Source organism: Amycolatopsis sp. NPDC005003 (genome assembly GCF_053600695.1).
This window is the reverse complement of sequence record NZ_JBSGAI010000026.1, coordinates 1-26395: the sequence shown is the minus strand read 5'-3', so window position 1 is coordinate 26395 and position 26395 is coordinate 1. Positions and strand designations below refer to the sequence as shown.

At 73.0% G+C, this 26395-nt stretch carries 27 protein-coding genes; 23 read left to right on the top strand and 4 right to left on the bottom strand.

Features of this window, described 5'->3' with window-relative positions; all coding sequences use genetic code 11:
• Window positions 1-116: 116 nt before the first annotated feature.
• Together ACWED2_RS27765 and ACWED2_RS27760 are read right to left on the bottom strand one after the other, a co-directional pair.
• Entirely contained in the window at window positions 117-1709 is a 1593-nt protein-coding gene (locus ACWED2_RS27765; RefSeq protein ID WP_449693433.1) for an FAD-dependent monooxygenase, read from the bottom strand.
• Window positions 1706-2722: a methyltransferase gene (locus ACWED2_RS27760; RefSeq protein ID WP_449693432.1), complete on the bottom strand. Its 1017-nt coding sequence runs from the start codon at window positions 2720-2722 to the stop codon at window positions 1706-1708. Before ACWED2_RS27760 ends, ACWED2_RS27765 begins: the two co-directional genes overlap by 4 nt.
• 164 nt (window positions 2723-2886) lie before the next feature.
• Between ACWED2_RS27760 and ACWED2_RS27755 the strand changes: the two genes are divergently transcribed.
• The 18 genes from ACWED2_RS27755 (at window position 2887) to ACWED2_RS27670 (ending at window position 17209) form a co-directional block, all read left to right on the top strand.
• Window positions 2887-4365 (top strand): peptide MFS transporter, encoded by a 1479-nt coding sequence (locus ACWED2_RS27755; RefSeq protein ID WP_449693431.1) that lies wholly within the window; start codon window positions 2887-2889, stop codon window positions 4363-4365.
• Between the two features lie 123 nt (window positions 4366-4488).
• Window positions 4489-5043 (top strand): PadR family transcriptional regulator, encoded by a 555-nt coding sequence (locus ACWED2_RS27750; RefSeq protein WP_449693430.1) that lies wholly within the window; start codon window positions 4489-4491, stop codon window positions 5041-5043.
• Window positions 5044-5208: 165 nt separating this feature from the next.
• Window positions 5209-5505: a TcmI family type II polyketide cyclase gene (locus ACWED2_RS27745; protein ID WP_449693429.1), complete on the top strand. Its 297-nt coding sequence runs from the start codon at window positions 5209-5211 to the stop codon at window positions 5503-5505.
• On the top strand, window positions 5505-5924 hold the full coding sequence (locus ACWED2_RS27740) for a cupin domain-containing protein (protein WP_449693428.1): 420 nt from the start codon (window positions 5505-5507) through the stop codon (window positions 5922-5924). Before ACWED2_RS27745 ends, ACWED2_RS27740 begins: the two co-directional genes overlap by 1 nt.
• A complete protein-coding gene (locus ACWED2_RS27735; protein WP_449693427.1) occupies window positions 5921-7180 on the top strand; it encodes a beta-ketoacyl-[acyl-carrier-protein] synthase family protein in 1260 nt (419 codons plus the stop codon). Before ACWED2_RS27740 ends, ACWED2_RS27735 begins: the two co-directional genes overlap by 4 nt.
• The gene (locus tag ACWED2_RS27730) at window positions 7177-8400 is read left to right on the top strand and encodes a ketosynthase chain-length factor (RefSeq protein ID WP_449693426.1); all 1224 of its coding nucleotides are present in this window, start codon (window positions 7177-7179) and stop codon (window positions 8398-8400) included. The genes ACWED2_RS27735 and ACWED2_RS27730 overlap by 4 nt, the downstream gene beginning before the upstream one ends.
• Window positions 8401-8426: 26 nt before the next feature.
• Window positions 8427-8672, top strand: a complete 246-nt coding sequence (locus ACWED2_RS27725; protein ID WP_013227253.1) for an acyl carrier protein — start codon at window positions 8427-8429, stop codon at window positions 8670-8672.
• Between the two features lies 1 nt (window position 8673).
• On the top strand, window positions 8674-9141 hold the full coding sequence (locus ACWED2_RS27720) for an SRPBCC family protein (RefSeq protein WP_449693425.1): 468 nt from the start codon (window positions 8674-8676) through the stop codon (window positions 9139-9141).
• A gap of 4 nt (window positions 9142-9145) precedes the next feature.
• Entirely contained in the window at window positions 9146-9595 is a 450-nt protein-coding gene (locus ACWED2_RS27715) for an anthrone oxygenase family protein (RefSeq protein WP_449693424.1), read from the top strand.
• 17 nt (window positions 9596-9612) lie between these two features.
• Window positions 9613-10347, top strand: a complete 735-nt coding sequence (locus tag ACWED2_RS27710; protein ID WP_449693423.1) for an SDR family NAD(P)-dependent oxidoreductase — start codon at window positions 9613-9615, stop codon at window positions 10345-10347.
• Between the two features lie 11 nt (window positions 10348-10358).
• Entirely contained in the window at window positions 10359-10685 is a 327-nt protein-coding gene (locus ACWED2_RS27705) for an antibiotic biosynthesis monooxygenase family protein (protein ID WP_449693422.1), read from the top strand.
• Window positions 10682-10987, top strand: a complete 306-nt coding sequence (locus ACWED2_RS27700) for an antibiotic biosynthesis monooxygenase family protein (RefSeq protein WP_449693421.1) — start codon at window positions 10682-10684, stop codon at window positions 10985-10987. Before ACWED2_RS27705 ends, ACWED2_RS27700 begins: the two co-directional genes overlap by 4 nt.
• Window positions 10988-10996: 9 nt before the next feature.
• Window positions 10997-11434, top strand: coding sequence for an anthrone oxygenase family protein (locus tag ACWED2_RS27695; protein ID WP_449693419.1), 438 nt, complete (start codon window positions 10997-10999; stop codon window positions 11432-11434).
• A gap of 9 nt (window positions 11435-11443) precedes the next feature.
• A complete protein-coding gene (locus ACWED2_RS27690) occupies window positions 11444-12163 on the top strand; it encodes an SDR family NAD(P)-dependent oxidoreductase (protein WP_449693418.1) in 720 nt (239 codons plus the stop codon).
• Between the two features lie 16 nt (window positions 12164-12179).
• Complete coding sequence (locus ACWED2_RS27685; protein WP_449693417.1) at window positions 12180-12563, top strand: SchA/CurD-like domain-containing protein; 384 nt, start codon at window positions 12180-12182, stop codon at window positions 12561-12563.
• A gap of 5 nt (window positions 12564-12568) precedes the next feature.
• Window positions 12569-13711 (top strand): NAD(P)-dependent oxidoreductase, encoded by a 1143-nt coding sequence (locus ACWED2_RS27680; RefSeq protein ID WP_449693416.1) that lies wholly within the window; start codon window positions 12569-12571, stop codon window positions 13709-13711.
• Window positions 13708-16065 carry a PEP/pyruvate-binding domain-containing protein gene (locus ACWED2_RS27675; RefSeq protein ID WP_449693415.1) on the top strand — a complete coding sequence of 786 codons (2358 nt, stop codon included), beginning with the start codon at window positions 13708-13710 and terminating at the stop codon, window positions 16063-16065. The genes ACWED2_RS27680 and ACWED2_RS27675 overlap by 4 nt, the downstream gene beginning before the upstream one ends.
• Window positions 16066-16096: 31 nt before the next feature.
• Window positions 16097-17209, top strand: coding sequence for a nucleotide disphospho-sugar-binding domain-containing protein (locus tag ACWED2_RS27670; protein WP_449693414.1), 1113 nt, complete (start codon window positions 16097-16099; stop codon window positions 17207-17209).
• Between the two features lie 218 nt (window positions 17210-17427).
• On the opposite strand, the gene ACWED2_RS27665 is transcribed toward ACWED2_RS27670, so the two are convergent.
• On the bottom strand, window positions 17428-19281 hold the full coding sequence (locus tag ACWED2_RS27665; protein ID WP_449693413.1) for a BTAD domain-containing putative transcriptional regulator: 1854 nt from the start codon (window positions 19279-19281) through the stop codon (window positions 17428-17430).
• Window positions 19282-19770: 489 nt separating this feature from the next.
• Window positions 19771-21078, bottom strand: a complete 1308-nt coding sequence (gene rfbH, locus ACWED2_RS27660; protein WP_449693412.1) for a lipopolysaccharide biosynthesis protein RfbH — start codon at window positions 21076-21078, stop codon at window positions 19771-19773.
• A 199-nt stretch (window positions 21079-21277) separates the two neighbouring features.
• Between rfbH and ACWED2_RS27655 the strand changes: the two genes are divergently transcribed.
• From ACWED2_RS27655 to ACWED2_RS27635, 5 genes are all read left to right on the top strand, one after another.
• Window positions 21278-22453: a nucleotide disphospho-sugar-binding domain-containing protein gene (locus tag ACWED2_RS27655; RefSeq protein ID WP_449693411.1), complete on the top strand. Its 1176-nt coding sequence runs from the start codon at window positions 21278-21280 to the stop codon at window positions 22451-22453.
• Between the two features lie 74 nt (window positions 22454-22527).
• The gene (locus ACWED2_RS27650) at window positions 22528-23706 is read left to right on the top strand and encodes a nucleotide disphospho-sugar-binding domain-containing protein (protein ID WP_449693410.1); all 1179 of its coding nucleotides are present in this window, start codon (window positions 22528-22530) and stop codon (window positions 23704-23706) included.
• A gap of 10 nt (window positions 23707-23716) precedes the next feature.
• Entirely contained in the window at window positions 23717-24547 is an 831-nt protein-coding gene (locus tag ACWED2_RS27645; RefSeq protein ID WP_449693409.1) for a class I SAM-dependent methyltransferase, read from the top strand.
• Window positions 24547-25524, top strand: a complete 978-nt coding sequence (locus ACWED2_RS27640) for an ABC transporter ATP-binding protein (protein WP_449693408.1) — start codon at window positions 24547-24549, stop codon at window positions 25522-25524. Before ACWED2_RS27645 ends, ACWED2_RS27640 begins: the two co-directional genes overlap by 1 nt.
• Window positions 25521-26330, top strand: a complete 810-nt coding sequence (locus ACWED2_RS27635; RefSeq protein WP_449693407.1) for an ABC transporter permease — start codon at window positions 25521-25523, stop codon at window positions 26328-26330. Before ACWED2_RS27640 ends, ACWED2_RS27635 begins: the two co-directional genes overlap by 4 nt.
• Window positions 26331-26395 lie beyond the last annotated feature (65 nt).

The following is a 26395-nucleotide window of genomic DNA, read 5'->3' as shown; positions in this document are numbered from 1 at the left end:
CCGCCGCCTCCGCGCCACCGCCGCCGCCTCCGCCACGCCGCCGCACTCGGCGCCGCCGCCGTCTCCGCCGCGCCGCCGCACTCGGCGGGCGAGCGCGACGGCGTCCCCGAAAGCGGTCAGACCAGGGATTCCAGCAGCGCGTGCAGGGTGGCCTTCGGGTCCTGCCCGGCCTCCGTCGTGCGCCACGCGACGAACCCGTCCGGACGCACCAGCACCGCACCGTCCGGCGCGACCCCGTAGGCCTTGGCCCAGTCGGCGCCCTCGTCCTCCACCAGCTCGCGGCCGATCCGGAACGAGCGCAACGGCACCGCGGTTTCCGTCGCGACCACCGAAGCCGCGTCGTGCCACTTCTCGGCGTCGGGGCCGGCCAGCAGCACGTACGAGCCGAAGAACAGCTCGACCGCCGAAACGCGCTTCCCGTCGCGGCGGAGCCACACGTGCGGGGCCCGGGTGCCGGGCTGGCCGGTCAGCTCCAGGCGCGGGGTGAGCACCGGGGCGTCGTCGTCCTCGGCCGCGATCGCCGACGACGAATACCGGTAGCCGAGGGTGACGATGATGTCGTCGACCATCCGGGCCCGGTCCGCCTCCGTGGCGTGGCCGTGCCGGATCCGGTTGCGCAGCAACGCCTGGTCGGCCATGGCCGTCCCCAGTGGACGCCGCTCGGCGTCGTAGCTGTCGAGCAGCCGTTCCCCGCCCCAGCCGCGCAGGACGGCCGCGAGCTTCCACGCCAGGTTGTGCGCGTCGTGGATGCCCGTGTTGGCGCCGAACCCGCCCGCGGGCGGGTGCACGTGCGCGGCGTCCCCGGCGAGCAGCACCCGCCCGGACCGGAACGTGGTGGCCACCCGCTGGGCGCCCTCCCACGGCACGGTGCCGACGATCTCGACCTCGAGGTCGGGCACCCCGGCGGCGTCCCGCACGACCTGCACGCACCGCTCCTCGGTGAAGTCGGCCGGTGACTCCTCGGCCGGGTCGTACAGCGCGGCGCCGGCCCACGGGTCGCACCCGTGCAGCCGGGACAACGTCATCACCGTCGGGCCCTGGGTGGCGTAGCACAGGATGAACTTGCGGTCGTGCATGACGCTTTCCAGGCGCGGGGCCCGGAAGTAGATGCTCAGGGCGTGGAAGACCGTGCCCCGCCCCTCCTGGGGGATCCCCAGCGTGCGCCGGACGAAGCTGCTTGCGCCGTCGGCGGCGACGAGGTAACCGGCCTCGATCGTCCGCCGCGTGCCGTCGGCGACGGACTCCAGCTCGGCGGTCACCCCGTCCTCGCCGGCGGTGAAGGCGACGAGCTTGGTGCCGAACTCCAGCGTGGCGCCGCCCGCGCGGGCGGCCTCGGCCAGCACGCGCTCGTAGCGGTCCTGGCCGCAGCCCATCACCCGCTGCGGGCTGATCTCCGCACCGTCCAGTGACGGCGACTCGACGATCTCGGCGGTGCCGATCTCGGCCAGGGTGGGAGTGCGGAGGATGCCGCCCTCGAAGTACGGGTGGGAGTCCCCCATTTCGAGCGCGCGGATCTCCCGCTCGAGACCCGCCGCGGCGAAGATCTCCAGGGTCCGCGCCTGGATGCCCGGTGCGCGCGGCAGCCACGACGTGGAGTCGCGGCGCTCCACCAGTGTCGGCGCGATGCCGTGCCGGGTCAGGAACAGCGCGGTGGACAGGCCGACCGGGCCGCCGCCGACGACGAGGACGGGCACCCGTGCGGAGCTCATGCGGGCTTCCGGGCGATGACGAGGGTGTCGTGGTCGCCGAGGCGCACGGTGTCCACATCGGACAGCCCGGCCGCGGCGAGGTACTCCTGGCACTCGGCCAGGGTGTACTCGGACCCACCGGGGGAGAGCAGCTGCATGTTGAGGCTGATCAGCGTGTTCCACGGGTCCGTCGGCGCCGGTTCCAGCAGCATGTCGTAGATCAGCAGCGCCCCGCCGGGGTTCACCGCCCGCGCCATCCGCCGCACCAGCTCGGTCCGCTCGGCGGGACCCCAGTCGTGCAGGACGTGCCCGGTGACGACGACGTCGGCCGCGGGCAGTTCGGTGGTGAACGCGTCGCCGCCGGCGAACCGCGCCCGGTCGGTGAGCCCGAAGCCCGCGATGTGCTCGTCGAACATGGGTTCGATCGGGGGCAGGTCGAACACCGTCCCGGTCAGGTGCGGGTGGGCCTTGAGCACCTGCGCGAGCAGGTTGCCGCGCGCGCCGCCGACGTCGAGCACCGTGCGGCGGGCGCTCCAGTCGAACTTCGTCGCCAGTTCCGGTGCCAGCGGCCCGGACACGGCGTCCATCATCCGCAGGAAGTTCCGCAGGTGATCGGGGTTGCCCATCATCTTCTCGAACGCGGCGGCCTGGTCTTCGCGGCCGGCCAGCTGCGGTTCGCCGGTGCGCAGCAGCCCCGAGAGGTTCTCCCACGCCGGGTACATCATCCGGTTCGCGCGTTCGAGGAACGCGCCGCCGTAGGTCGGCTTGGTCTTGTCGAGGTAGGTGTCGGCGGCCGGGCTCGCCGCGTACTTGCCGTCCTCGTGGTGCACGAGCCCGGTGCAGGTCAACGCGGTCAGGAAATCCCTTGCGGCGCGGGGGTGCAACCCGAGCGCGTCGCACAGCTCGTCCCGGGTCGCGGGCCCGGCGGCCAGCCGGGTGAAGAGGCCGAGCTCGACGGCGGCCAGCACGACCTTCGCTTCGGCGAACGCGATACCCAGCCGGTTGATGTCGTTCAAAGTGGACGGACCGCTCACATCGGTCTCCTTTCGGGGCGTCGGGCCGAACAACACCACCGGGCGCTCGAAAAAGACTCGGGTCCCGTTCTCCCGGCCGGCCTCGCGCGCGTGGCCGGCCGCGCGCGCGAGGCCGCGAGTCCTTCTCCAGCAGCGCTCGAAGCGGCCGCCGCATGCTCGCCGGCATGGTCCTAGGTCGCCCACGCTGGTTCGTCACGTTGTTCCTCACCGACATGTGGGAACGCTTCAGCTTCTTCGGCATGATCGCGATCCTCGCGCTCTACGCCGCGGCACCACCGGCCCGCGGCGGGCTCGGTCTGCCGATGGGAACCGCGGCCGCGCTCTTCGGCGCGTACGTCGGTCTCGTCTTCATGGCCGCCATGCCCGGCGGCTGGCTCGGCGACCGGGTGCTCGGCGAGCGCCGGGCCGTGGTGATCGGGGGCTCGGGCATCGCGCTCGGGCACTTCACCATGCTCGTCCCGGCCGCCGCCGCGACGTGGCTCGGGCTCGGGCTGATCGCCGCGGGCACCGGGCTGCTCAAGCCGAACATGCTCGCGCTGCTCGGCCGGTTCCACGGGCCCGGCCAGAGCGCGCAGCGCGAATCGACGCTTTCGCTGTTCTACGTCAGCATCCAGCTGTCCGCACTGGTCGCGCCGCTGGTGACCGGGTTCCTGGGGGAGACCGTCGACTGGCACCTCGGGTTCGCCGCCGCCGGCGTCGGCATGACCTTCGGGATCGCGCAGTTCGTGCTGGGCAGCCGGTCCTTCGGCGACCTGGGGCGGGCACCGGGGCACCCGGCCTCGGCGGCCGAGCGCCGCAAGGCCGCGCTGATCGCGGCGATCTCCGCCGGTGCCGTCGCCGTGCTGGCGGCCGCCGACGTGCTGGCGGGCACGTTCACCCTGATGCACGTCGTGATCGCGATGGGCCTGCTTTCGCTGATCGCGCCGGTGGCCTACTTCCTGGTCCTGCGCCGCAGCCCCGCGCTGAGCGTGCCGCAGCGGAGCCGGGTGACGGCGTTCGGCTGGGTGCTCGCCGCGACCGCGTTGTTCTGGATGTTCGTCATCCAGGGCAACTCCCTGCTCAGCCTGTTCGCCGAGCACGCGACCGACCGGCGGCTCGGCGGGTTCACCATCCCGGCCGGCTGGTTCGCCTCCGCGACCCCGTTGTTCATGCTCGTGCTCGCGCCGGTGCTCGCGGTGCTGTGGACCCGGGTGGGCGAGCGCATCTCGCTACCCGTGAAGATCGCCCTCGGGCTGGCCGCCGCCGCGGGGTCGATGCTGCTGATGAGCGCCGCGTCGGGGCTCGCCACCGGCGGCCTGGTCTCCCCCTGGTGGCTGATCGCGGTCTACCTGCTGCTCGCCCTCGGCGAGGTGGTGCTCGCGCCGGTCGGCCTCAGCGCTTCGGTGGACGTCGCGCCGTCGACCTTCGCCGGGCGCACGATGGGGCTGTACTGGATGTGCTCGGCCTTCGGCGCCGGCATCGGCAGCCAGCTCGTGCACCTGTCCGCGGTGCTCCCGCGCCCGGTGTACTACCTCGTGCTGGCGGGCGCCGGCCTCGGCGCCGGGCTGGCGCTCGTGCTCGCCCGGCGGTCGCTGGCCGCGCGGCTCGCCGTGCCGGCCGCGGCGAGACCCGCCGCGCCGGCGGTGGCCGCCGCGGCCCGCTGAGTTCCCGCCCGAGGAGCGCCGGTTCCCCGCGGAACCGGCGCTCCTCCCGTTTCCGCCTTCCCGTGCTCCGGAAAACCGGCCGGGGAAATAGTGCGGAACGAAATACTTCGGAAAGGAAGCTCCGTGAATCGATCCCGGGATTTCGCCGCATTGACCGTGCTGTGCTTTCTCAACGAGGGCGACCGGCACCCGTACGAGATGCTGCGGCTGATCCGCCAGCGGCACAAGGACAACATCATCCCCGGGTTGCCGCGCAGCATCTACCGGGCCATCGAGCGGCTGCAGGCCGACGGGCTGATCGAGCCGGTCGAGACCACCCGGGAGGGGCGCCGCCCGGAGCGGACGGTGTACCGGATCACCCCCGACGGCGACGAGGAGATGGCGACCCAGCTGTCCCGCCTGGTCACCACGCCGGAGGAGATCCCGGCCTTCGGCGCGGCGTTGTCGCTGCTCGGGAACCTGGACGCCGACCTGCAGGTGTCGGCGCTGCGGCAGCGCCGGATCCGGCTCGAAGGCCGGCTCGCCGAGTACGCCGTCCAGCTGGCGGCCGCCGGCCCGCACCTGGAGTTCAAGCGCGTCATGGAGCTGGACTACCTGTGCGCCGTCGGGCACGCCGAGCTGGACTGGCTGCGCCGCGTGCTCGCCACGATGAGCGGCGATCCGGCCCGGGTGGGCTGAGCGGCGCCGTGAATTCCGGGGGAAAGCGCGGCAGCGGCAAAAGTGCGACCGGATTTCGAACCGTTCTCGAATGCGGCCGACGAGTATCGTCCTGCCCGCGAAAACATCGGGACCTCGCTTCAGGGAAGGGCGGCACGAGTGGAACGCACTCTCATCGTGGCACGCATGGATCCGGATTCGGCGGAATCGGTGGCCGGGATATTCGGCGAGTCCGACGCCGGGGAGCTCCCGGCGACGGTGGGTGTGACGGCGCGGTCGCTGTTCTCCTACCGGGGCCTGTACTTCCACCTCATCGAGGCCGAACGGCCGCTGGCCGAAGGGCTCGCCGCGGCCCGCAAGAGTCCCTTGTGGACCGACATCAACACCAAGCTCGACCCGTTCATCACCCCGTACGACCCGCAGACCTGGCGCGGCCCGGCCGACGCGATGGCGCACCGCTTCTACAGCTGGCGGGCCGCCTGATGGAGCAGCTGAAGGTGGCGTCCTACGCCGACGCCGAGCCCAACCGCCGCCGCGGCGGCGAGCTGCGCGTCGTCCTCGGCCCCAAGACCGCCGGGGCCACGACCGGCTTCCTCGGGGTGCTGACCCTGCGCCCAGGCGAGTTCGTCTCGGAGCACTACCACCCCTATTCCGAGGAGTTCCTCTACGTCACGCGCGGCGAGCTGACCGTCCGCGTCGACGGCGCGTCCTACGTGCTGCACCAGGGTGAAGGCCTGGTCGTGCCGAAGAACGGTCGCCACCGGGTGGACAACCACACCGGCGAGCCCGCCGAGGCGGTGTTCCACCTGTGCCCGCTGGCCCCGCGCCCGGAGCTCGGCCACGTCGACACCGAGGAGCTGCCGGCGCCGGCCGAGGCCCAGCCGGCCGTGGGGGCACCGTGACGAGGACCGCGGTCATCACCGGCATCGGTGTCGTCGCCCCGGGCGGGATCGGCACCAAGGCCTTCTGGGCGCTGCTCACCGAAGGCCGCACCGCGACCCGGCCGATCTCGGCCTTCGACGCGTCGGGGTTCCGCTCGCGCATCGCGGCCGAATGCGACTTCGAGGGCGAGCTCAACGGCCTGACCGCGGAGGAGTCCGCGCGCCTCGACCGCGCGGCGCAGTTCGCGCTCGTCTGCGCGGACGAAGCCGTGGTCGACAGCGGCCTGGACCCGGGTGCGCTCGATCCGTACCGGCTCGGTGTCACGATCGGCAGCGCCGTCGGCGCCACCATCGGGCTGGAGAACGAGTACCTCACCGTCTCCGCCGGGGCCCGCGACTGGGTGGTCGACCCCGCCAAGGCCGCCCCGCAGCTGTACGAGTACCTCGTCCCGAGCAGTTTCGCGGCCGAGGTCGCCTGGCGCTGCGGCGCACAGGGCCCGGTCGCCACGATCTCCACCGGCTGCACGTCCGGGCTCGACGCGATCGGCCACGCCGCCGGGCTCATCGAGTCCGGCGAGGCCGACGTCATGCTCGCCGGCGCCACCGACGCGCCGATCTCGCCGATCACCGTCGCCTGCTTCGACGCGATCAAGGCCACGTCCCCCGACAACGACGACGCCGCGCACGCGTCCCGGCCGTTCGACCGCACGCGCAACGGTTTCGTGCTCGGCGAGGGCGCCGCCGTCTTCGTCGTCGAGGAAGCCGAGAGCGCCCGGCGGCGCGGCGCGCACGTCTACTGCGCGGTCTCCGGCTTCGCGACCAGGGCGAACGCCTACCACATGACCGGGCTGAAACCCGACGGCCGCGAGCTGGCCGAGGCCGTCGACGTCGCGCTCCGCCGGGCCGGCCTGCCCGGCGACCGCGTCGGCTACGTCAACGCCCACGGTTCGGGCACCAAACAGAACGACCGGCACGAGACCGCCGCGGTCAAGCGCAGCCTCGGCGACCACGCCTACCGGGTGCCGGTCAGCTCGATCAAGTCGATGATCGGGCACTCGCTCGGCGCGATCGGCTCGCTGGAGGTCGCGGCCTGCGCGCTGGCGCTGGAGCACCAGGTCGTGCCGCCGACGGCGAACCTGCACGAGCGCGACCCGGAGTGCGATCTCGACTACGTCCCGAACGTCGCCCGGGAGATCGGGCTGGACACCGTGCTCACGGTCGGCAGCGGCTTCGGCGGGTTCCAGACGGCCGTCGTCCTGACCCGGGAGCCGGTGTGACGACGGTGACCACCGCGACCACCGCGACCACTTCGGAGACGGCCCCGGTGATCACCGGGATCGGGGTGGTCGCGCCCAACGGCGTCGGCGTCGAGGACTTCTGGGCGAACGTGCTGGCCGGGCAGAGCGGGCTCGCGCCGGTGACCCGGTTCGACGCCACCGGCTACCCGGTCTCGCACGTCGGCGCGGTGCCCGACGACGCGGACTCCCTGCCGAACCGGATCACCGTGCAGACCGACCGCTGGACCCGGCTCGCCATGACCGCGACCGAGGAGGCACTGCGGACCGCGGGCCTCGACGGCGAACGGGGCTTCGACGACTACGACTTCGCCGCGATCACCGCCAGTTCGTCCGGGGGCAACGAGTTCGGCCAGCGGGAGATCGAGCGGCTGTGGAGCGCCGGACCGGAGTACGTTTCGGTGTACCAGTCGATCGCGTGGTTCTACGCGGCGACCACCGGCCAGCTGTCCATCCGGCACGGGATGCGCGGCCCCAACGGCGTCGTCGTCGCCGAGCAGGCGGGCGGCCTGGACGCGCTCGCGCAGAGCCGGCGGATGCTGCGCACCGGCACCAAGGCCGTGGTCACCGGCGGCACCGAGGCGGCGCTTTCGCCGTACGCGCTGGTGTGCCAGAGCGCCGGCGGGCAGTTGACCCGCGGCGAGTACCTGCCCTTCGACGAACGCGCTTCCGGGCACGTGCCGGGCGAGGGCGGCGCGATCCTGGTGCTGGAAGACGAGCGCTCCGCCCGCGCCCGCGGAGTGTCCGAAGAGTACGGACGGGTCGCCGGGTACGCGGCGACGTTCGATCCCCGGCCGGGGTCCGGGCGCCCCGGCGGGCTGCTGCGGGCGATCACCGGCGCGCTGGCGGACGCCGGCCTGCGTCCGTCCGATGTGGACGTCGTGTTCGCCGACGGCGCGGGGACGCGAACGCGCGACGCCGAGGAAGCCGCGGCACTGGCCGGGGTGTTCGGCGGCCGCGGGGTGCCGGTCACCGTGCCGAAGACGATGACCGGGCGGCTGGCCGCGGGTGGCGCGCCCCTGGACGTCGCCTGCGCGCTGCTGGCCATGCGCGACGGCGTGCTGCCGCCGACCGTCGGCGTCACCGAACCCGCCTACGAGCTCGATCTGGTCCGCGAGCCCCGGCCCGCGCGGGTGCGGACCGCGCTGGTGCTGGCCCGGGGCTTCGGCGGGTTCAACTCGGCGCTCGTGCTCACCCGCTGACCCCTGACCCCACGAAGGAGGAGAACGTGCTCACGCTCGAAGATCTCAAACAGGTCCTGCGCACCTGCGGAACCGACGAGTCCGTCGACCTGGACGGCGACATCCTGGACGTCGAGATGGCCGAACTCGGCTACGACTCGCTGGCGGTGCTCGAGATCGCCGCGCGGCTGCAGCAGCGTTCCGGCCGCGGGATCCCGGAGGAGGTCACCGCCGAGTCGATGACCCTGCGGCAGCTGCTGGGCTACATCAACAACCCCGTCGGGATCGCCTGACATGGCCGCGCACACGGACAACAGCGTGTTCATCGAGGCGCCGATGGAGCTGGTCTGGCAGCGGACCAACGACGTCGGGTCGTGGACCGAGCTGTTCGACGAGTACGCCGAGGCCACGGTGCTCGACCGCCGGGACGACCGGATCACCTTCCGGCTCGCGCTGCACCCGGACGAGAACGGCAAGGTGTGGTCGTGGGTGTCCGAACGACGCCTCGACGAGGCGGCCCGCACCACCCTTTCGCACCGCGTCGAGACCGGCCCGTTCAAGTACATGACGCTGTTCTGGGAGTACACCGAGGTGGCCGGCGGGGTGCGGCTGCGCTGGGTGCAGGACTTCGAGATGAAGCCCGGCGCCCCGCTCGACGACCACGCGATGGCCGCCCGGATCAACGGGAACAGCGTCCGGCAGCAGGCGAGGATCAAGCAGCTCCTCGAGCAGGCCGCGCGCGAAGCCGAAGTGCCGGTCTGAGCCCATGACCTACCAGATCGCCGCGCTGCTGGCGCTGGTCTGCGGCGGCATCGCCGCGGGCGACATGTTCTGCACCACCGTCGGGCTCGCGCCGATGATGCAGGTGCTGTCCTACCGGCGGTACGTCGAGATGGTGCAGTACCTGCAGCCGCGGTACGACCCGGCGATGCCGATCATTAACGCGGTCGCGCTGCTGGCCAACGTGGTCGCCGCGATCACCGCGCCCTCGGGCGCCTGGTTCGTGGTCGCCGCGGTGCTCGTCGCGTCGGTGATCGCGGTGTCGGTCGCCAAGGCCGTGCCGATCAACCGGTTCGTGCTGAAGCTCGACCCGGCGGACGAACCCCCGGACTGGCCCAGCCGGGACCCGCGGGCGCGCTGGAAGGCGTGGAACACCGCCCGCACGGTCCTGATGGCGGCCGCGCTGCTCGCCGACGGCATCGCCGTCCTGTACTGACACTTCGAAGGAGAGACATGAGCATCAGGCTCGACGGCAAACGGGTGCTGGTCACCGGGGGAACCGGGGGGATCGGCCGCGGCCTGTCCCACGCGTTCGCCGGGGCGGGCGCCGGCCTCGTCACCTGTGGACGGTCGGACTCCGAGGCCGCCGCCAAGATGTCCCGCGAACTCAAGGAGATCGGCGGGGAACACCACGTCGTGCTCGCCGACGTCACCCGGCCCGACGAGGTCGACACACTCCTGGAGGAGTGCCGGACGCGGCTGGGCGGGCTGGACGTCCTGGTCAGCAACGCCGGGGCGATCAGCCACATCCCGTTCGGGGAGCTGCCGCTCGAGGAGTGGAAGCGCGTCCTCGACACGAACCTGACCGCGGCCTACCTGCTGATCTCGAAGGCGCTGCCGCTGCTGTCCGACGGCGCGTCCATCGTGCTGATCGGCTCCCGGGTGGCGACCGTCGGGATCCCGCTGCGGGCGCACTACACGGCGTCGAAGTCGGCGCTGATCGGGCTCGCGCGGTCGCTCGCCAAGGAGCTGGGCGGCCGCCGGATCCGGGTCAACGTGGTGGCGCCCGGCGTGATCGAGACGCCGGAACGTCCGCTGCCGGACGAAGTCAAGCAGCGTTACCACCAGCTCACGGCGATCGGCAGGCTGGGCAGCCCGGCGGAGATCGCCAACGCGGTGCTGTTCCTGGCCAGCGACCTGTCGTCCTACATCACCGGCGAGACCGTCCACGTCGACGGCGGAATCTGAAGGGGAACACGATGGCCGACAGCGAGGTCTTCCGCGTCATGCTGCGGATGGAGGTCCTGCCCGGCAAGGGCGAGGAGTTCGAGAAGGTCTGGTACGAGAGCGCCGGCACGATCACCGGCCAGCGCGCCAACCTCGGCCAGTGGCTCTCCCGCGGCGACGAGGAGGAGGGCGTCTACTACATCGTCAGCGACTGGGTGAGCGAGGAGCTGTTCCGCGAGTACGAGCGCAGCGAGGAGCACGTGGTGCACCGCGGCAAGCTGCACCCGTACCGCAGCAAGGGCTCCATGCAGACGATGCGGGTGGTGCACAACCTGACCGGCGCCGGGGCTTCCGCGTGAGCCGCGTCCGCGTGCTGATCTACGCGTCGGCGCCGGAGGGCGACGCCGGCGGCGTCACCGAGGCCTACCACCGCATCAGCGCCGAGCTGTCCGGCACGCCGGGCCTGCTCGGCAACGAGCTGATGCAGTCGCTGGGCGAGGCCCGCTCGTTCGTCGTGATGAGCGAGTGGGCCGACCTGGACGCCTTCCGGAAGTGGGAGACCGGGCCGGACCACCGCGGCACCACGTCGCCGCTGCGGCCCTACCAGGACGCCTCACGGGGCAGCGCGTTCGGTCTCTACCAGGTCGTGGCCAGCTACTAGGAGTCCATTGTGGATGGCGTGCTCGAGGTGCTCGTGCTCGCGGGCAGCGGGATCGCGGCCGGCGTGCTGTTCTGCGTGGCGCTCAGCGTGGTGCCCGCGTTCCGGGGGATGGAGCCCGAGCAGTACGTGGCCGCCCACCGGCTGATCGGGAAGAACTACGACCCGGTCATGCCGCTGACCGTGCTGGGGACGGCGGTGGCCGACGCCGTGCTGGCGATCGCCGGCGCGGCTGTCCTCTTCGGACTCGCGGCGGCGCTGCTGCTCGGCGTGTCCGCGGTTTCACACCTGGCCAACGTGCCGATCAACCGGTCGGTCAAGACGCTCGAAACCGTTCCGTCCACTTGGGACGACCCGCGCCCGCGGTGGCGCAACTGGAACCTGCTGCGGACCGGTCTCGCGATCGCCGCGCTGCTGGTCAACGCGATCGCCGTGGTCGCGACCGGATAGGAGAAATGCGTGGAACTCGGATTGAAGGGCAAGCGGGCGCTCGTCACGGGCGGCACCCGCGGGATCGGCCGGGCCGTGACGCTCGGGCTGGCCTCGGCCGGCGCGACCGTGGTCGCCGTGCACCGGGAGGACACCGCCGCCGCGGAGTCGCTGCGGCGGGAGCTGGCCGAGCTCGGCGGCAGCGTCGTGCGCGCGGACGTGACCGCCGCGGCGGACGTGGCGCGCGTCGCGGAGACCTGCCAGGCGCAGCTGGGCGGCCTGGACGTGCTGGTGAACAACGCGGGCGTGCACGGGCACGCCCCGCTGGCCGGGCTGGACCCGGCCGAGTGGACCCGGCTGATCGACACCGACCTGACGTCGATGTTCCTGGTCACCCAGGCGTGCGTGCCCCTGCTGGCCGAGGGCGCGAGCGTGGTCAACGTGGGTGCCTCGGTGGCGTTCCGCGGGATGGCGGGCACGGCGCACTACACCGCGGCCAAAGCGGGCGTGGTCGGCCTGACCCGGTCGCTGTGCAAGGAGTTCGGCGGGATCAGGGTCAACACGATCGCGCCGGGCGTGATCGACACCGGCGACGAGCTTGCGCCGCCGGTCGCCGAACGGGTCAAGCGGATGACCGCGCTGGGCCGGCTCGGCACCCCGGAAGAGGTCGCCGGCGCGGTGCTGTTCCTCGCCAGTGACCTGTCGGCCTACGTCACCGGCGCGCTGCTGGCCGTCGACGGCGGAATGTGAACCAGGAGGCTTTGCCATGCCCTACGCGGCCATCACCTACGACATCAAGCCCGGCTTCGAAGACGAGATCGCCGGGATCTTCGCGAACTTCAAGCGGGCCGATTCGCCGATCATGCGCGACGAGAGCGGCACCGAGGTCGGCCGGCTCCTCGGCACCGCGGTGTTCATCCGCGACGCGCAGCTGGTCCGGTTCATCCACTACGAAGGCGACTTCTCCCAGATCGGCAGGCACATGGCCCGCCAGGAGGGGGTGCACCTGGTCGAGGAGCAGCTGAAGCCGTACCTCGCTTCGGAGCGCAACACCGAGACGCCCGAAGGCTTCCGGCAGCACTTCGCCAAGAGCGTGATGCGGTGCATTTCGCAGATCTCGGTGCCGCCGGCCGCGTTCGCCGCGGGCTGAGGCCGATGGACACCAAGACGATCGCCGTGCTCGGCCTCGGCGTGATGGGCTCGGGCATGGCGGCGAGCCTGCTCGGCCACGGTTACCGGGTGCTGGTGCACAACCGCACCGCCGCCAAGGCGGCCCCGCTGCTCGACCGCGGCGCCGAGCTCGCCGCTTCGGCCGAGGCCGCGGTGGCCGGCGCCGGCCGCGTGCTGCTGAGCCTCGCCGACGAGCCGGCGGTGGACGCGGTGCTGGCCGCGGCCGGGCCCGCGATCCGGCCCGGGCTGGTCATCGTGGACACCTCGACCGTGTCGGCCGGGTACTCCCGGGCGCTGACCGCCCGGCTCGCGGCCGCCGGGGTGACCCGGATCGAGGCGTGCGTGCTGGGCAACCCGGCCCAAGCCGCGGCCGGGCAGCTCCGGGTGCTCGCCGCCGGAGCCCGGCCGGCCGTCGAGTCGGCGGGCGACGTGCTGGCGGCGATCGGCCGCGAGGTGTCCTACCTCGGCCCGGCCGGCCACGCGGCCACCACGAAGCTGGTGTTCAACCTCCTGCTGGGCGGCCAGGTCGCGGCGCTGGCCGAGGCCGTCAACTACGGCGTGGCGGCCGGCCTCGACCGCGACCGGCTCCTGGCGGCGATCGGAGCCAGCGGCTTCAGCTCGAAGGTCCTGTCGTTCCGGGCGGAGCTGATGCGTTCGCGCCGCTACGAGCCGGCCGCGTTCCGGTCCGAGCTGATGGCCAAGGACCTGAGGCTGGGCACCGCCGCGGCGGCCGAAGCGGGCGTCGCCACGCCGGTGCTGACCGCGGCCGCGCTGGCCTACGAGGCGGTGGTCGCGGCCGGAGCGGGCGACGCGGACGCCGCGATCCTCATCGACCTCGCGGCCGAAGTGACCGGTCTCGGTTCCCCGGTCGCGGACCGCACCGGCGCCGACGGCGCGGACTCCGCGGCCGGCCCGGTGGGCGATGCGGCCGAGGTGGCTGGCGTCGGCGGTCGGGTGGCGGAGGTTCGCGGCGACGTGGGCGCCGCTGCCGACTCGGTGAACGTCGCGGACGAGGTGACCGATCTCGATCGCCGGGCGGTCGCGGTCGGCGCCGACATCGAGCACGCGGGCACAGCCGACCCGGTGGGCGCCGCGATCCTCGTCGACACGCCGGGAGGTTCCGCGTGACGCTCACCCAGCCCGATCTCGTCCGGTCGCTGGACGAGCCCGGCCTCGAAGCGGCCGAAGCCGGGCGGAAGGCCGCCCGGCTGGCGCGGCTGCGGCAGGCCGGGTTCCCGGTGCCGCCGGGGCTGGTGCTCACCGTCGCCGCGTTCGAGGCCGGCGAGTTCTCGGCCGGTGTGCTGGCCGCGCTGCGGTCCGTGGCCGGCCACTTCGGCGACGTGCCGCTGGCGGTGCGGTCCTCCGGCGTCGCCGAGGACGGGGACGAGCAGTCCCACGCCGGGCAGTACGAAACGGTGCTCGGGGTGTCCGGGTTCGACGAGCTCGTCGCGGCCGTGCGCACCTGCTGGGCGTCGGCCGACGCGGCCCGGCTGCGCGAATACCGCGGCCGCGCGGACCGGCCGGGGCTGGCCGTGCTGGTCCAGCCGCTGGTCCCGGCCGTCGCCGCCGGCGTGGCGTTCAGCGCCGATCCGGTCACCGGCGCGCGGGGCACGGTCCGCGTCGACGCCGTGCCGGGGCTCGGCGACCAGCTGGTCTCCGGCCGGGTCGTGCCGGACGAATGGGCCGTCACGGACGCGCCCGCCCTGGTCCGCGGGCCGCACGGGGTGCTGACCGCGGAGCAGGCCGGCCGCGTCGCGGACCTGGCGCGGCGGGTCGAGGCCGACGCCGGCTCTCCGCAGGACATCGAATGGGCGTGGGCCGGCGACGACGTGGTCCTCCTGCAGGCGCGCCCGATCACCGCGCTGCCCGCCGCGGGGCCGGAGCCGGTCGCGATCGAGTTCGAGGTGCCGCCGGGGTTCTGGCTCCGCGGCGGGTACACGCTCAAGCCGCTGTCGCCCATGAACACCTCGACCCTGATCCGGGCGGTCAACCGGACCAGCTCGAACCTGTTCACCTACGCGTTCGGCGAGCGGGTCGAGGTGCGGAACCTCGGCGGCTGGTCCTACGTGCGGATCGTGCCGCTGGCGTCGGTGGACGCGGTGCGCGAGCGAGCGCGGAAGGTGGTCGGGGCCGGCCGGGCCGACAAGCACGGCGAGATCGTCGACCGGTGGTACGCCGAGTGGCTCCCGGGGCTGCGCGCCGCCTTGACCGAGGTCCGGTCGGTGGTCCTCGGCGAGCTGCCGGGGCCGGAGCTGGCCGCGGAACTGGACCGGCGGGTCGAGCTGGCCTACGAGGCACAGCGGCTGCACTTCCTCGTCGGCGGCGTGTCCAGCATGGTCTGGGGCGAGCTCGGCGTCGTCTGCCGGGACCTGCTCGGCTGGGGCGCCGCGGAGATCCTCCCGATGCTGACCGGGCTCCCCGGCCGAGCGGCCGAGCCCGCGCGAGAGCTGGGCCGGCTGGCCCGCCTCGCCGCGCGCGACCCCGGCGTGCTCCGGGAGCCGGCCGGCGAATTCGCCGAAGCGTTCGAGGCCTACCTCGTCGAGTACGGCCAGCGCTGTCTCGGCGCGGACCTCGCCGAGCCGTCGCTGGCGGAACAGCCGCGGCTGGTGCTGAGCCTGATCCGGGACCGGCTCGACGCGGGCACCGACACCGACGCCGCCGCGGCGGCGGCGATCGCCGAGCGCGAAGAGACCGTCGCGGCGGCCCGCGTCCGGCTGTCCGGAGCGGAGCTCGCCCGGTTCGACCGCGCGCTGGCCCGCGCGCAACGCGCGTTCCCGCTGCGCGACGACACCGGGTTCGAGGCGCACGTCGCCTGGGCGCAGGTCCGGTACGCGCTGCGCGAACTGGCCGCCCGGCTAGTCTCGGGTGGACTGCTGGCCGACGTCGACGACATCTTCCTGCTCACTTTGGACGAAGCACGCGCCGCCTTCGCTTCCGGTGCGGCGCAGCACGATCTGGTGGCGCTGCGCGCCGGGCAGCAGGCGTGGTCGCAGGCCAACCTCGGCCCGCAGACCTACGGCGAATACCAGGGCGGGCCCGATCGGGAGGCGGTGCTGGCCGAGCTGGCCCCGGCCGATCGCGCGGTGCTGGAGCCGATGCTGTGGATCGACTCGGTGTCCGAGCTGGGCGCCGGGCACCGCGCGGCGGCGGGCGACCGGCTGCTGCGCGGGACGGCGGCGTCGGCGGGCCGGTACACCGGCGTCGTGCGGGTGGTGATCAGCGAGCGCGAGTTCGCGAAGCTGCGCCCCGGCGACGTGCTGGTCTGCCCGGAGACCACCCCGCAGTGGTCGGTGCTGTTCGGCGGCATCGGCGCCCTGATCACCGACACCGGCGGGCTGCTCTCGCACCCGTCGATCCTCGCGCGCGAGCACGGCATCCCGGCCGTGGTGGCGACCGGCAACGCGACCGAGGTCCTGCGCGACGGCCAGCTGGTCACCGTGGACGGGACGACCGGCGCGGTCGAGGTCCTCGACGCGTCGTGACCGGCCACGTCCTTCTTCCCCGGAGTGCCCCATGCGAATCCTGGTGACCAGCTATCCCGCCGTCTCCCACCTCTACCCGATGGTGCCGCTCGCCTGGGGGCTGCGAGCCGCCGGGCACGAGGTGCGGGTGGCGGCGGCGCCGTCGTTCGCGGCCGCGGCACGCCGCACCGGGCTCCCGGTGCTGCCCCTGGGCGAGGACGTCGACGGCACGGTGGCCTGGCAGGGGTTCGACCCCCGCGCGGGCGACCGCACCGAGCGGACCATGCGGATGTTCCGCCTGACCGCGCAGGGCTGGGCCGGCGCACTCGTGGCGGTGGCCCGTGACTGGGCGGACGTCGTCCTGTTCGACCCGCGTGAGTACGCGGGCCCGGTCGCGGCCGCGGTGGCGGGCATCCCGTCGGCGCGGGTGCTCTACGGGGTCGACCACACCTACGCCCAGCGCGCGGGGGAATGGCCCCTGCTGGCCCCGCTGTGGGACGAGTGGGGCCTCGGCGAGCCGGACCCGGCGGGCACGGTGACGATCGATCCGTGCCCGGCGGCCCTGCAGCTGGAGACCCCGGGGCCGGCCTGGCCGTTGCGCACCATCCCCTACAACGGCTCGGCCGTGATCCCCCGGACGGGCGCCCCGGCGGGCCGTCCCCGCGTCTGCCTGACCTGGGGCGCCTCGTTCGGGGGCACCACGGGCAACCTGGACCCGGTCCGGGTGGCGCTGGCGGGGCTCCTCCGCTGCGGCACCGAGGTGCTCGTCGCGGTGGCCCGCGGCCAGCGGCCCCTGCTGGGCGAGCTGCCCGACGGCGTCCGGGTGCTGGAATCGGTGCCGCTGCACACGATCCTGCCCGGCTGCGCCCTGGTCGTGCACCAGGGTGGCGCGGGCACGGCGCTCACGGCCGCGGCCTGCGGGGTGCCGCAGCTGGTGGTCCCGTTCAAGGGCGACCAGGTCACGCACGCCGGACGGGTGGCGGCCGCGGGCGCCGGCGTCCTGCTCCCGGCGGCGGAGCTCACCCCGGAAGCGGTGGCTTCGGCTGCTGCCGGGGTGCTCGCGGAGGCGGGCTACGCCCGGCGGGCGGCGGAGATCGCGGCGGAGAACCGGTCGCGTCCGGCTCCGGCGGCGGTGGTGGGGCGGCTGGAGTTCCTGGCCCGGTGAGGCGGGCGGTGCCGGTGGCGGAGCCGGTGCGCGCCGAGCGGACCGCGCGGTGCCGGCTTCGGTGGCCGGCCCACCGACGGGAACGGCCGACACGCCGGGAGTACCCCGTGTCGGCCGTTCCGATCACCTGTTCGCCGCTCCGGGCGGCAGTCCTGCGGTTCGCCGGATCCGGCGGGGTGGTCCTCCACGAATCCACTCCGCCGGTCCCGGTCCCCGGCTCAACCGGGGACGGCGATCCCGGTCTCCGCTTCGCGCGGGAGGGTGGCGACCACCTGGAGCAGGTGCGACGGCCGTTCCGCCCCGGTGCAGAAGTCCTTGAACAGGGGCGGCAGGGAGTAGTGGAACTCCGGGCCGTCGGCCTGGACCCGGACCCGCAGCATGTTCGCCGCCACCAGCCGGTCGAGGGTGTCCTCCGCCTCGCGTTCGCTCCCTTCGACGACCGCGACCGCGTTCTTCGCCGTGAAGCAGTCCAATCCGGACTCGCACAGCCGGGTCAGCACCTGCCGGTCGCGGGGCTCGAGCGCGGCGAGGTCCTCCCGGAACGGCCCGTGCAGGTCGACGCCCGCGGCCTGCAGCTCCGGGCGCAGCCCGTCGTCGCCGATGACGCGGGCCGCCAGCTTGGTCACCGGCCAGTGCCGGTTGACCGACAGGCGCTCGCCCAGCGCGCGCAGCGCCACCGGGAGACCGCCGCAGCGGTGGACCACCGCGGCCACCGTGCCGCGTTCGTGCAGGATGTTCCGCGACGTGACCACTTTGGACATGAGCGCGACACCGTCGTCGGTGGACATCGGCTCCAGCAGCATCGGCACCACCCCCGGCAGGGAGCCGGTGAGCCGCCGCCCGGTGGCCAGCACCACCCAGCGGCCGCCGGGCAGCAGCGGCCGGATCTGCGCGGCCGACGTGACGTTGTCGAGCAGGATCAGCCCGCAGCCGCCGGCGGTCCTGGTCCGGAACAGCTTGGCGCGCTCGGCCTCGCCCGCGGGCACGTCCGCCGCGGGGACGCCGAGGTCGGTCAGGAACCCGCCGAGGACGTCCGCGGGCTCGGTGTCCGGGCCGAACTCGGCGAACAGCTGGCCGTCCGGGAACCGCGACCGGGCCGCGTGCGCCGCCCGCACCGCGAGCACCGTCTTGCCCACCCCGGTCATCCCGGTCACCGCGAACGTCCGCCCGGCCGACCCCTCGGGGGTGAGGAGCCGGTCCAGCTCGGCCAGCTCGGCGGTCCGGCCGGTGAAGTCCGACAGGTCCGCGGGCAGCTGCGCCTGGACGATGTTCCGCGGCGCCGGCGCGGTCCCCGCCCGCACCACCGGCGTCACCTGGCGCAGCGAGGGGGAGTCCGAGAGGACGTTCTGGTGCAGCCGCTGCAGCGTCGGCGAGGGATCGATGCCCAGCTCGTCGTCGAGGCAGCGCCGGACCTCGTGGTAGACCTGCAACGCCTGCGACCGCCGGTCGCACCGGTACAGCGCGAGCATCAGCTTCGCGTACAGGTCCTCGTGCAGCGGGTACTTCGCGATCAGCCCGCGCAGCTCGCCGACCAGCTCGTGGTGCCTGCCGATCTGCAGGTCGGCCTCGACCCGCATCCCGAGCGCCTGCAACCAGGCCTCGTTGAGCTTCGCGGCGTGCGCGTCGAGCAGCGGTCCACGTTGGACGTCGCACAACGCGTCGCCCCGCCACAGCGCGGTCGCCCGGTGGAGCAGCTGCGAGGCGCGCAGCGGGTCACCCGCCTCCAGCGCGTCCTTGGCGGTGCCGGCCAGCTGCTCGAACTCGTCGGCGTCGACGCTTCCCGGCGCGATCCGGGCCAGGTAGCCCAGCGGTTTCGTCACCAGCACGCCGTCGTGGCTGTTGCCGGCGGCGCAGAACAGCTTGCGCAGCTGGTAGATGTAGGTCTGCAAGGTGGTCAGTGCGCTCGCCGGCGGGTTCTCCGGCCAGATCTCCTCGATGAGCGAGGTCACCGGCACCAGGCCGCCGTGGCAGAGGACCAGCAGCGCCAGGACGCTGCGCTGCTTCGGTGCGGTCGGTGTGAGCAGCCGGTCTTCGTGGGTCACCTCGAAGGTGCCCAGGGTATTGAATCTCATGACTTCCCCCAGCGGTAGGCATAAGAACACGTAACCGGGGGACGGTGATTCGACTATCCGACGAAACGGCGAAATAGCCGACATCATCCCCAGTTCGGCGCAAAAGGGCTGCCCTCACCCCAGATTTAGCACTTTCGCGCCGTGTGGCTGACAGTATTCGCCGCTGGTGGCGGTGTCAAGATTTCCCCGAGACGCCCCGACGTTGGTGGGAAGACCGTCGAGGCGGGCGGCTCGGGGCCGGTGAAGTCCCGGTGAGCAGCGAAGACCCGATGCCCAGAGGATTCGCACGCATTCGTCCGTCTTTTCTGTTTAATCCGATTCATCCGGATCGTCGGGTGCGTCACGAGCGGTAAATATGAATTCACACCCGGTGTCCACGGTGGCAAAGATTGCCGCGAATATCAATTCTATCTTAAGTCGTCACAATATGAAAAAGAAAAGCGCCTCTCGGAACGGGGGAGTTCCGAGAGGCGCCGGGGGAGGGTCGCTTCAGTGGGTGGCGACGAACTCCTTGAGCGTGCCGATGACGAACTCGATCATTTCCGGGGTGATGCCCGGGTACACACCGACCCAGAACGTCCGCTCGGTGACGATGTCGCTGTTGGCCAGCGAGCCGGAGATGCGGTGCGGCCGGTCGAGGTAGGCCGGGTGCCGGGTGAGGTTGCCGGCGAACAGCCGCCGGGTCCGGATCGCGTTGGCCTCCAGGTGGGCGATCACCTCGCCGGCGGTGAAGCCCGCGTCCGGTTGCACCGTGATCACGAACCCGAACCAGCTCGGGTCGCTGCCCGGGGTCGGCTCGGGCAGCAGCAGGCCCGGCAGGCCGTCGAGGCCTTCGCGCAGCTGCTGCCAGTTCTGCTTCCTCGCCTCGGTGAAGCCGGGCAGTTTCGCCAGCTGGCTCAGCCCCAGCGCGGCCTGCAGGTCCGTGCTCTTGAGGTTGTACCCGAGCTGCGAGAACACGTACTTGTGGTCGTAGCCCGGCGGCAGCGTGCCCAGCGAGAAGTCGAACCGCCGCAGGCAGCGGTCGTCCTCGCCGGGTTCGCACCAGCAGTCGCGGCCCCAGTCGCGCAGGGACCTCGCCAGCCGCTCCAGCTTCAGGCTCGAAGTCAGCAGGCAGCCGCCCTCGCCCATGGTCAGGTGGTGGGCCGGGTAGAAGGACACGGTGGAGAACTGGCCGAACGTCCCGGTCAGCCGGCCCCGGTAGGTCGACCCGACCGCGTCGCAGTTGTCCTCGATCAGGTAGCACCCGTGCCGCTCGGCGAGCTCGGCGATCTCCGCGACCGGGAAGGGGTTGCCGAGGGTGTGCGCGATCATGATCGCGCGGGTGCGCGGCGAGAAGGCGGCTTCGACCCGTTCGGCCGTCGTGTTGTAGGTGCCGAGTTCGATGTCGACGAACACCGGGACGAGGCCGTGCTGCAGGATCGGGTTCACCGTGGTCGGGAACCCGGCCGCGACCGTGATCACCTCGTCACCGGGCCGCAGCCGGTCGTCGCCGAGCTGGGGCGCGCACAGCGCGCTGATCGCCAGCAGGTTCGCCGACGAGCCCGAGTTGGTGAGCAGCGCCTTGCGCCGCTTGAGGGTCCGGGCGAACGACGACTCGAACTTGGCCGCGATCCCGCCGGAGGCGATCCGGAGGTCGAGCGCGGCCGCCACCAGCGCCACGCGGTCGTCCGCGTCGAGCACCGCGCCCGAGGACAGGATCGGCGTCTCGCCGGGGACGAACTTCTGCGGCCCGGGGGCCTGTGCTTCGTGGTAGCCGCGGACCTGCTCCAGCAGGAGCGATCTCGCTGAATCGGCCATGTCGTATCCCCTGCGCTCGGGTGACGGAAAGCTGCCGAAGTGTCGCGATGGCGGCTATAGCCCTGCTCGACCCCGGCTCGCGGGCGGGCGGCTGGACGGCGAATCCAGTGCGGCCCGATGGCACCTTGATCCGGTGTGGCCGTGAGCGATGGCTCGCCCGCGCGCAAGGGTGCCGCGGACGTGACGTGCTGGAGGAAGTGTGAGCACTGGCGGCCGGCGGCCGAGGGCGATGCGCGTGCTGTTCGTCATGTGGGGCTGGCGCACCCACCTGCATCCGGTCGCCCCGCTCGCGTGGGCGCTGCGCGGAGCCGGGCACGAGGTCAGAGTGCTCGGGCAGCCCGCGCTCGGCCCGGCGATCGCCGAGCTCGGGCTGACCGCGGTCGCCGCCGGCCCCGACCTCGACGTGCTGCCGGAGTTCCGGGAGTTCGTCCTGCCCGCCGAAGCCGGGCCCGCGCCGGCGCCGCCGGCCGACGGGGTGCCCCGGGCGCTGAAGCTGTTCGCGCGGCTGGCCGGTGAGATGGCGGGCGACGCCGTGCGGTTCGCCCAGGCCTGGCGACCCGACCTCGTGGTCGCCGAACCGACGGCGTTCGCCGGGCCGCTGGTGGCGGCCGCGCTCGGGATCCCGTCGGTCCGCCACCTCTACGGGCCCGACCTGGTGGCGCGGGCCGCCCGGTTCCTGCCCGGCCTGCTGGAACCGATCGGGGGGCGGCTCGGTGTCGGGCCGGTCGACCCGCTCGCCGGCACCACGATCGACCCGACACCGTCGTGCCTGCACGCTCCGGGCGACCTGCCGCGGCGGCTGGTCCGCTACCTGCCGTGCTCGGGTCCGGAGCGGGCCGAGGTGGTGCTCGGCCCGGTGGCGCGGCCCCGGGTGTGCGTCACCTGGGGACACACGATGGAGCTGCTCGGCCCGGAGTACTTCCTCGCGGGGGAGACCGCCCGCGCGGTGGCCGAACTGGACGTGCACGTCGTGCTGGCGGTTTCGGCGCGGCAGCGCGCGCTGCTCGGCGACCTGCCGCCCACCGTGTCGGTGTTCGTCGACCCGCCGCTGGACCGGCTCCTCGCCCACTGCGACGTGCTGGTGTCCCAGGGCGGGGCGGGCAGCGTCCTGACCGGGCTCGCCGCCGGGCTGCCCCAGGTCGCCGTCGGCCAGCTGCCGGACCACCTGGCGATCGCGCGGCGGCTCGAGGCCGCGGGCGCGGGCCGCGCGCTGGCGGCCGCGGAGTTCAGCGCGGCGGCGGTCGCCGGCGCGGTGTTCGACGTGCTGCAGCGGAGCGGGTTCACGGCGGCGGCGCGGCGGGCGCGGCTGGAGAACGAGGACCGGCCCGCCCCCGCCGAGCTCGTCGCGGACCTGCGGTCGCTCGCCGGGAGGTGAGCGATCCTCCAGCCGTGCCCCAAGCCCGGCTGCGAAGTTCTGGTCATTCGGCGTCTCAGAAAGGAAGTACGCGAATGCGCGTGCTGTTCTCCGCGTGGGCGTGGCCCCCGCACTACTACCCGATGGTTCCGCTGGCCTGGGCGCTGCGCAACGCGGGGCACGAGATCCGGGTCGCCGGTCCGCCCGCGCTCGCCGAGGCGATCACCATGTCCGGCCAGCCCGCCGTCGAAGTCGGCGAGGACTGCGACTTCAGCCAGCTGACGCGCGACACGATGCACATCGACCGGGACGCGCCGGCCACGGTGGAGCTGTGGAAGCAGCTGCGCAAGCCCAAGGGCGAACGCGCGCTGCGGATGTTCGCCGACATCGCCGAGACCATGGTCGACGGCCTGGTCGAGTTCGCCCGCGCCTGGCAGCCGGACCTGGTCGTGCACGGCCCGACCACCTACGCCGGCCCGATCGCCGCCGCCGCGGTCGGGGTGCCGAACGTGCGGGTGCTGATGGCGCCGGACATCGCCTACCGCGGCCGGGACATCGAGCCGGTCCTCCTGCGCCCGCTCGCCGAGCGCTTCGGCGTCACCGAGTTCAGTCCACAGGGGACGCTCACGGTCGACCCGTGCCCGCCGAGCATCCAGCTCCCGACGGACTACCCCAAGCAGCTCATGCGCTACATCGCCTACAACGGGCCGGCCGAGGTGCCGGAGTGGCTGCTGGAGCCGCCATCGGAGCGCCGGGTCTGCATCACCTGGGGCACCACCCTGGCGAAGGTGAACCCGAACCTGGTGCTGGCCGGGCAGATGCTGGAGGCGGTCGCCGGGATCGACGCCGAGGTCGTCGTCACCGTCGCGCCTTCGCACCGCGAGCACCTCGGCCCGATCCCCGACGGCATCCGGGTGGTCGACGCGCTGCCGCTGCACCTGCTGCTGCCGACCTGCGACCTGATGATCCACCAGGGCGGCAACGGCACCACGATGACCGGGGTCGTCAACGGCGTCCCGCAGCTCATCGTGCCGCAGTTCCCCGACCAGGCGTTCGTCGCGAACCAGCTGGCGCCGACCGGGGCGGCCGCGGTGCTGCTGCCCGAGGACGCCGGGCCCGACACCGTCCGCGGGCTGGTCACCGACCTGCTCGAGAACCCCCGATGGCGGGCCGACGCCCGGCGGCTGGCCGACGAGGCCAACGCCCAGCCCGTGCCCACCGAGATCGTGCCGGTGCTGGAACGTCTGGCCGCACGCGAGCACGCCACCGTCTGAGAGGTGAACCATGCTGGCACGCAAGGATCTTCCCGCCGAGTTCGCGGCCTGGAACGAGAAGTGGGGTGCGCCCTACGGACACCGGTCCGCGCGGCTGCTCGCCGAGGGCAAGCGGCCGATGCAGCGGCCGCTGGAAGCGCTGGCCGATCCGGCGAAGCCGGACTACGGCCCGTTCGCCTTCCAGTACGCGAGCGGCACGCGGGTGCACGAGTACCCGTGGGCGTTCGCCGTCGCGGAGTTCACCCCGGGCATGCGGGTGCTCGACGTCGGCAGCGGGCTGAGCGGGCTGCAGTTCGTCGCCGCGCTCGAAGGCTGTTCGGTGGTCAACGTCGACCCGTCGGCCCGTGAGGACTACAACGTCTGGACCGACCCGGGGTACCTGCCGCTGTCGCCGCGCGAGCACCGGCTGCTCAACACCACCTTCGGGACCGACGTCGAACTGGTCGCGGCCCGGCTGCAGGACGCGGACCTCGAGCCGGAGTCGTTCGACCGGGTGCTGTGCCTGTCCGTCCTGGAGCACGTGGACCTCGCCGAAGGCGCCGACATCGTGCGGGCGAGCACGCGGCTGCTGAAGCCGGGCGGCAAGCTGGTCCTGACCGTGGACGCCTTCCTCGACCTCCGGCCGTTCGGCGTGCTGGAGAAGAACATGTGGGGCATCAACCAGGACGTCGGCGCGCTGATCGAGGCGAGCGGGCTGCAGCTGGAGACCGGCGACCCGCGGGAGCTGCTCGGCACGCCGGAGTTCGACTTCGAGCACGTGGTGAAGTCGCTGCCGGAAGTGCTCGTCTCCGCGATGTACCCGGTGATGAGCCAGTCGCTCGTGCTGCGCAAGCCCGTGTGATGGCGGGACTGCGAACCCCCGCCCGGCCCGCCGTGGCCGGGCGGACGGCCTCCGTCGTGGCGGCGACCGGGCTGCGGAAGGTCTACCCGGCGAAACGGGGCCCGGTCGAGGCGGTCGCCGGGATCGACCTCGACGTCCGCGCGGGGGAGTTCTTCGGCCTGCTCGGCCCGAACGGCGCCGGGAAGTCGACCACGATCGGCATGCTGACGACGCTGGTGCGGCCCACCGCGGGCAGCGTGCGCATCGCCGGCTTCGACGCCGCGCGCGAGCCGGTCCAGGTGCGCCGCCGGATCAGCCTGGTGAGCCAGACCAACTCCGTTGACCGGGAGCTGACCGTCGAGGAGAACCTGCGCTACCGGGCCCGGTACTGGGGCGGCACCCGCGCGGCGGCACGACGGCGCGCGGACGAGCTGCTGGAGCAGTTCGGCCTCGGCGACCGCCGCGGCGCGATGTTCTACCAGCTCTCCGGCGGGCAGCTGCGCCGGATGATGATCGCGCGGGCGCTGGTGCAGCGTCCGGAGATCCTCTTCCTCGACGAGCCCACCGCGGGCATCGACCCGCACAGCCGGGTCAACGTCTGGGACGCGCTCGGCGAGCTGCACGCCTCGGGCCAGACGATCGTGCTCACCACGCACAACATCGAGGAGGCCGAGCGGTTCTGCCGCCGGGCGGCGATCATCGACGGCGGGCGCGTGCTGGTGTGCGACGAAGTGTCGGCGCTGATCGCCTCCGCGGGCGGGGTGTCGCTGGTGACTGCCACCTACGACGGCCCGGTGTCCGGAATGGACTTCGGCGCGCTGCCGGTGGTGCGGGACGGCGCTTCGGTCCGGGTGTCCACGGCCGAGACCGACGGGCTGATCGCGGAGCTGGTCGCCCTGGGCGCCGCGGCCGGCCGGCGGCTGCTGGACGTGACGACGGCCCGGCCCAGCCTCGAAAGCGCGTTTCTCTCCCTGACCGGAAGGGCGTACCGGGCATGACCACGATCACCACGCCGTCGGTGTCCCCGGCCCGGGTGTTCTTCGCCTTCCTCGCCCGCGACGTCCACGTCGTGTTCCGCAAGCAGCTCGGCGGCCTGCTGGGGCGGGTGCTGGTCCAGCCGTTGCTGACGGTGTTCGTGTTCTCCTACGTGCTGCCCTCGATCTCCGGCGGGATCGGCGGGACGTCGGGCACGGTCCTGGCACCGGGGATCCTCGCCAACTCGATGCTGTTCGCCGGCCTGCTCGGCGTGACCGTGCCGCTGATCACGGAACTGTCCTACCCGAAGTCCATCCAGGACCGGCTGCTCACCCCGGTCCCGGTGTGGGCGGTGGGGGTGGAGCGGATCGTCAGCGGCGCGGTGCAGTCGCTGTTCGCGGCGGTGCTGGTGCTGCCGATCGTGACGTTCCTGCACGCCCCGGGCCAGGCACCCGATCTGTCCTATTCGGACTGGCCGCTGCTGGTGCTGATGCTGCTGCTGGGCTCGGTGTTCTCCGCCGCCCTCGGCCTGCTGCTCGGCTCGGTGGTGGAGCCCGCGCAGGTGAACGTGCTGTTCAGCATCATCATGATCCCCCTGATGATGCTCGGCTGCGTGTACTACCCGTGGGCGGCCCTGGGCTCGGTGCGCTGGCTGCAGATCACGGTCTTGGCGAACCCGGTGGTGTACCTGAGCGAGGCGTTGCGGGCGGCGTTGACCCCGGACGTGCCGCACCTGTCGGCTTGGGTGGTGCTGGTGGTGCTCGTGGGTGGGACGGCCGGCGTGGGCTGGTTCGGGCTGCGGGCGTTCCACCGGGCCGTGCTCGGCTGAGCTGGTCGTGAGGGTTTTGTGGGGGTGAATACCGACAAAAAACACAACACGCCAAGGACACACGA

Bases quoted from the DNA above. Each gene is read 5' to 3' on its own strand.
- ACWED2_RS27765 (WP_449693433.1), bottom strand. From the start codon at position 1,709: ATGAGCTCCGCACGGGTGCCCGTCCTCGTCGTCGGCGGCGGCCCGGTC.
- ACWED2_RS27755 (WP_449693431.1), top strand. From the start codon at position 2,887: ATGGTCCTAGGTCGCCCACGCTGGTTCGTCACGTTGTTCCTCACCGAC.
- ACWED2_RS27745 (WP_449693429.1), top strand. From the start codon at position 5,209: ATGGATCCGGATTCGGCGGAATCGGTGGCCGGGATATTCGGCGAGTCC.
- ACWED2_RS27740 (WP_449693428.1), top strand. From the start codon at position 5,505: ATGGAGCAGCTGAAGGTGGCGTCCTACGCCGACGCCGAGCCCAACCGC.
- ACWED2_RS27720 (WP_449693425.1), top strand. From the start codon at position 8,674: ATGGCCGCGCACACGGACAACAGCGTGTTCATCGAGGCGCCGATGGAG.
- ACWED2_RS27715 (WP_449693424.1), top strand. From the start codon at position 9,146: ATGACCTACCAGATCGCCGCGCTGCTGGCGCTGGTCTGCGGCGGCATC.
- ACWED2_RS27710 (WP_449693423.1), top strand. From the start codon at position 9,613: ATGAGCATCAGGCTCGACGGCAAACGGGTGCTGGTCACCGGGGGAACC.
- ACWED2_RS27705 (WP_449693422.1), top strand. From the start codon at position 10,359: ATGGCCGACAGCGAGGTCTTCCGCGTCATGCTGCGGATGGAGGTCCTG.
- ACWED2_RS27685 (WP_449693417.1), top strand. From the start codon at position 12,180: ATGCCCTACGCGGCCATCACCTACGACATCAAGCCCGGCTTCGAAGAC.
- ACWED2_RS27680 (WP_449693416.1), top strand. From the start codon at position 12,569: ATGGACACCAAGACGATCGCCGTGCTCGGCCTCGGCGTGATGGGCTCG.
- ACWED2_RS27670 (WP_449693414.1), top strand. From the start codon at position 16,097: ATGCGAATCCTGGTGACCAGCTATCCCGCCGTCTCCCACCTCTACCCG.
- ACWED2_RS27665 (WP_449693413.1), bottom strand. From the start codon at position 19,281: ATGAGATTCAATACCCTGGGCACCTTCGAGGTGACCCACGAAGACCGG.
- rfbH (WP_449693412.1), bottom strand. From the start codon at position 21,078: ATGGCCGATTCAGCGAGATCGCTCCTGCTGGAGCAGGTCCGCGGCTAC.
- ACWED2_RS27650 (WP_449693410.1), top strand. From the start codon at position 22,528: ATGCGCGTGCTGTTCTCCGCGTGGGCGTGGCCCCCGCACTACTACCCG.
- ACWED2_RS27645 (WP_449693409.1), top strand. From the start codon at position 23,717: ATGCTGGCACGCAAGGATCTTCCCGCCGAGTTCGCGGCCTGGAACGAG.
- ACWED2_RS27640 (WP_449693408.1), top strand. From the start codon at position 24,547: ATGGCGGGACTGCGAACCCCCGCCCGGCCCGCCGTGGCCGGGCGGACG.
- ACWED2_RS27635 (WP_449693407.1), top strand. From the start codon at position 25,521: ATGACCACGATCACCACGCCGTCGGTGTCCCCGGCCCGGGTGTTCTTC.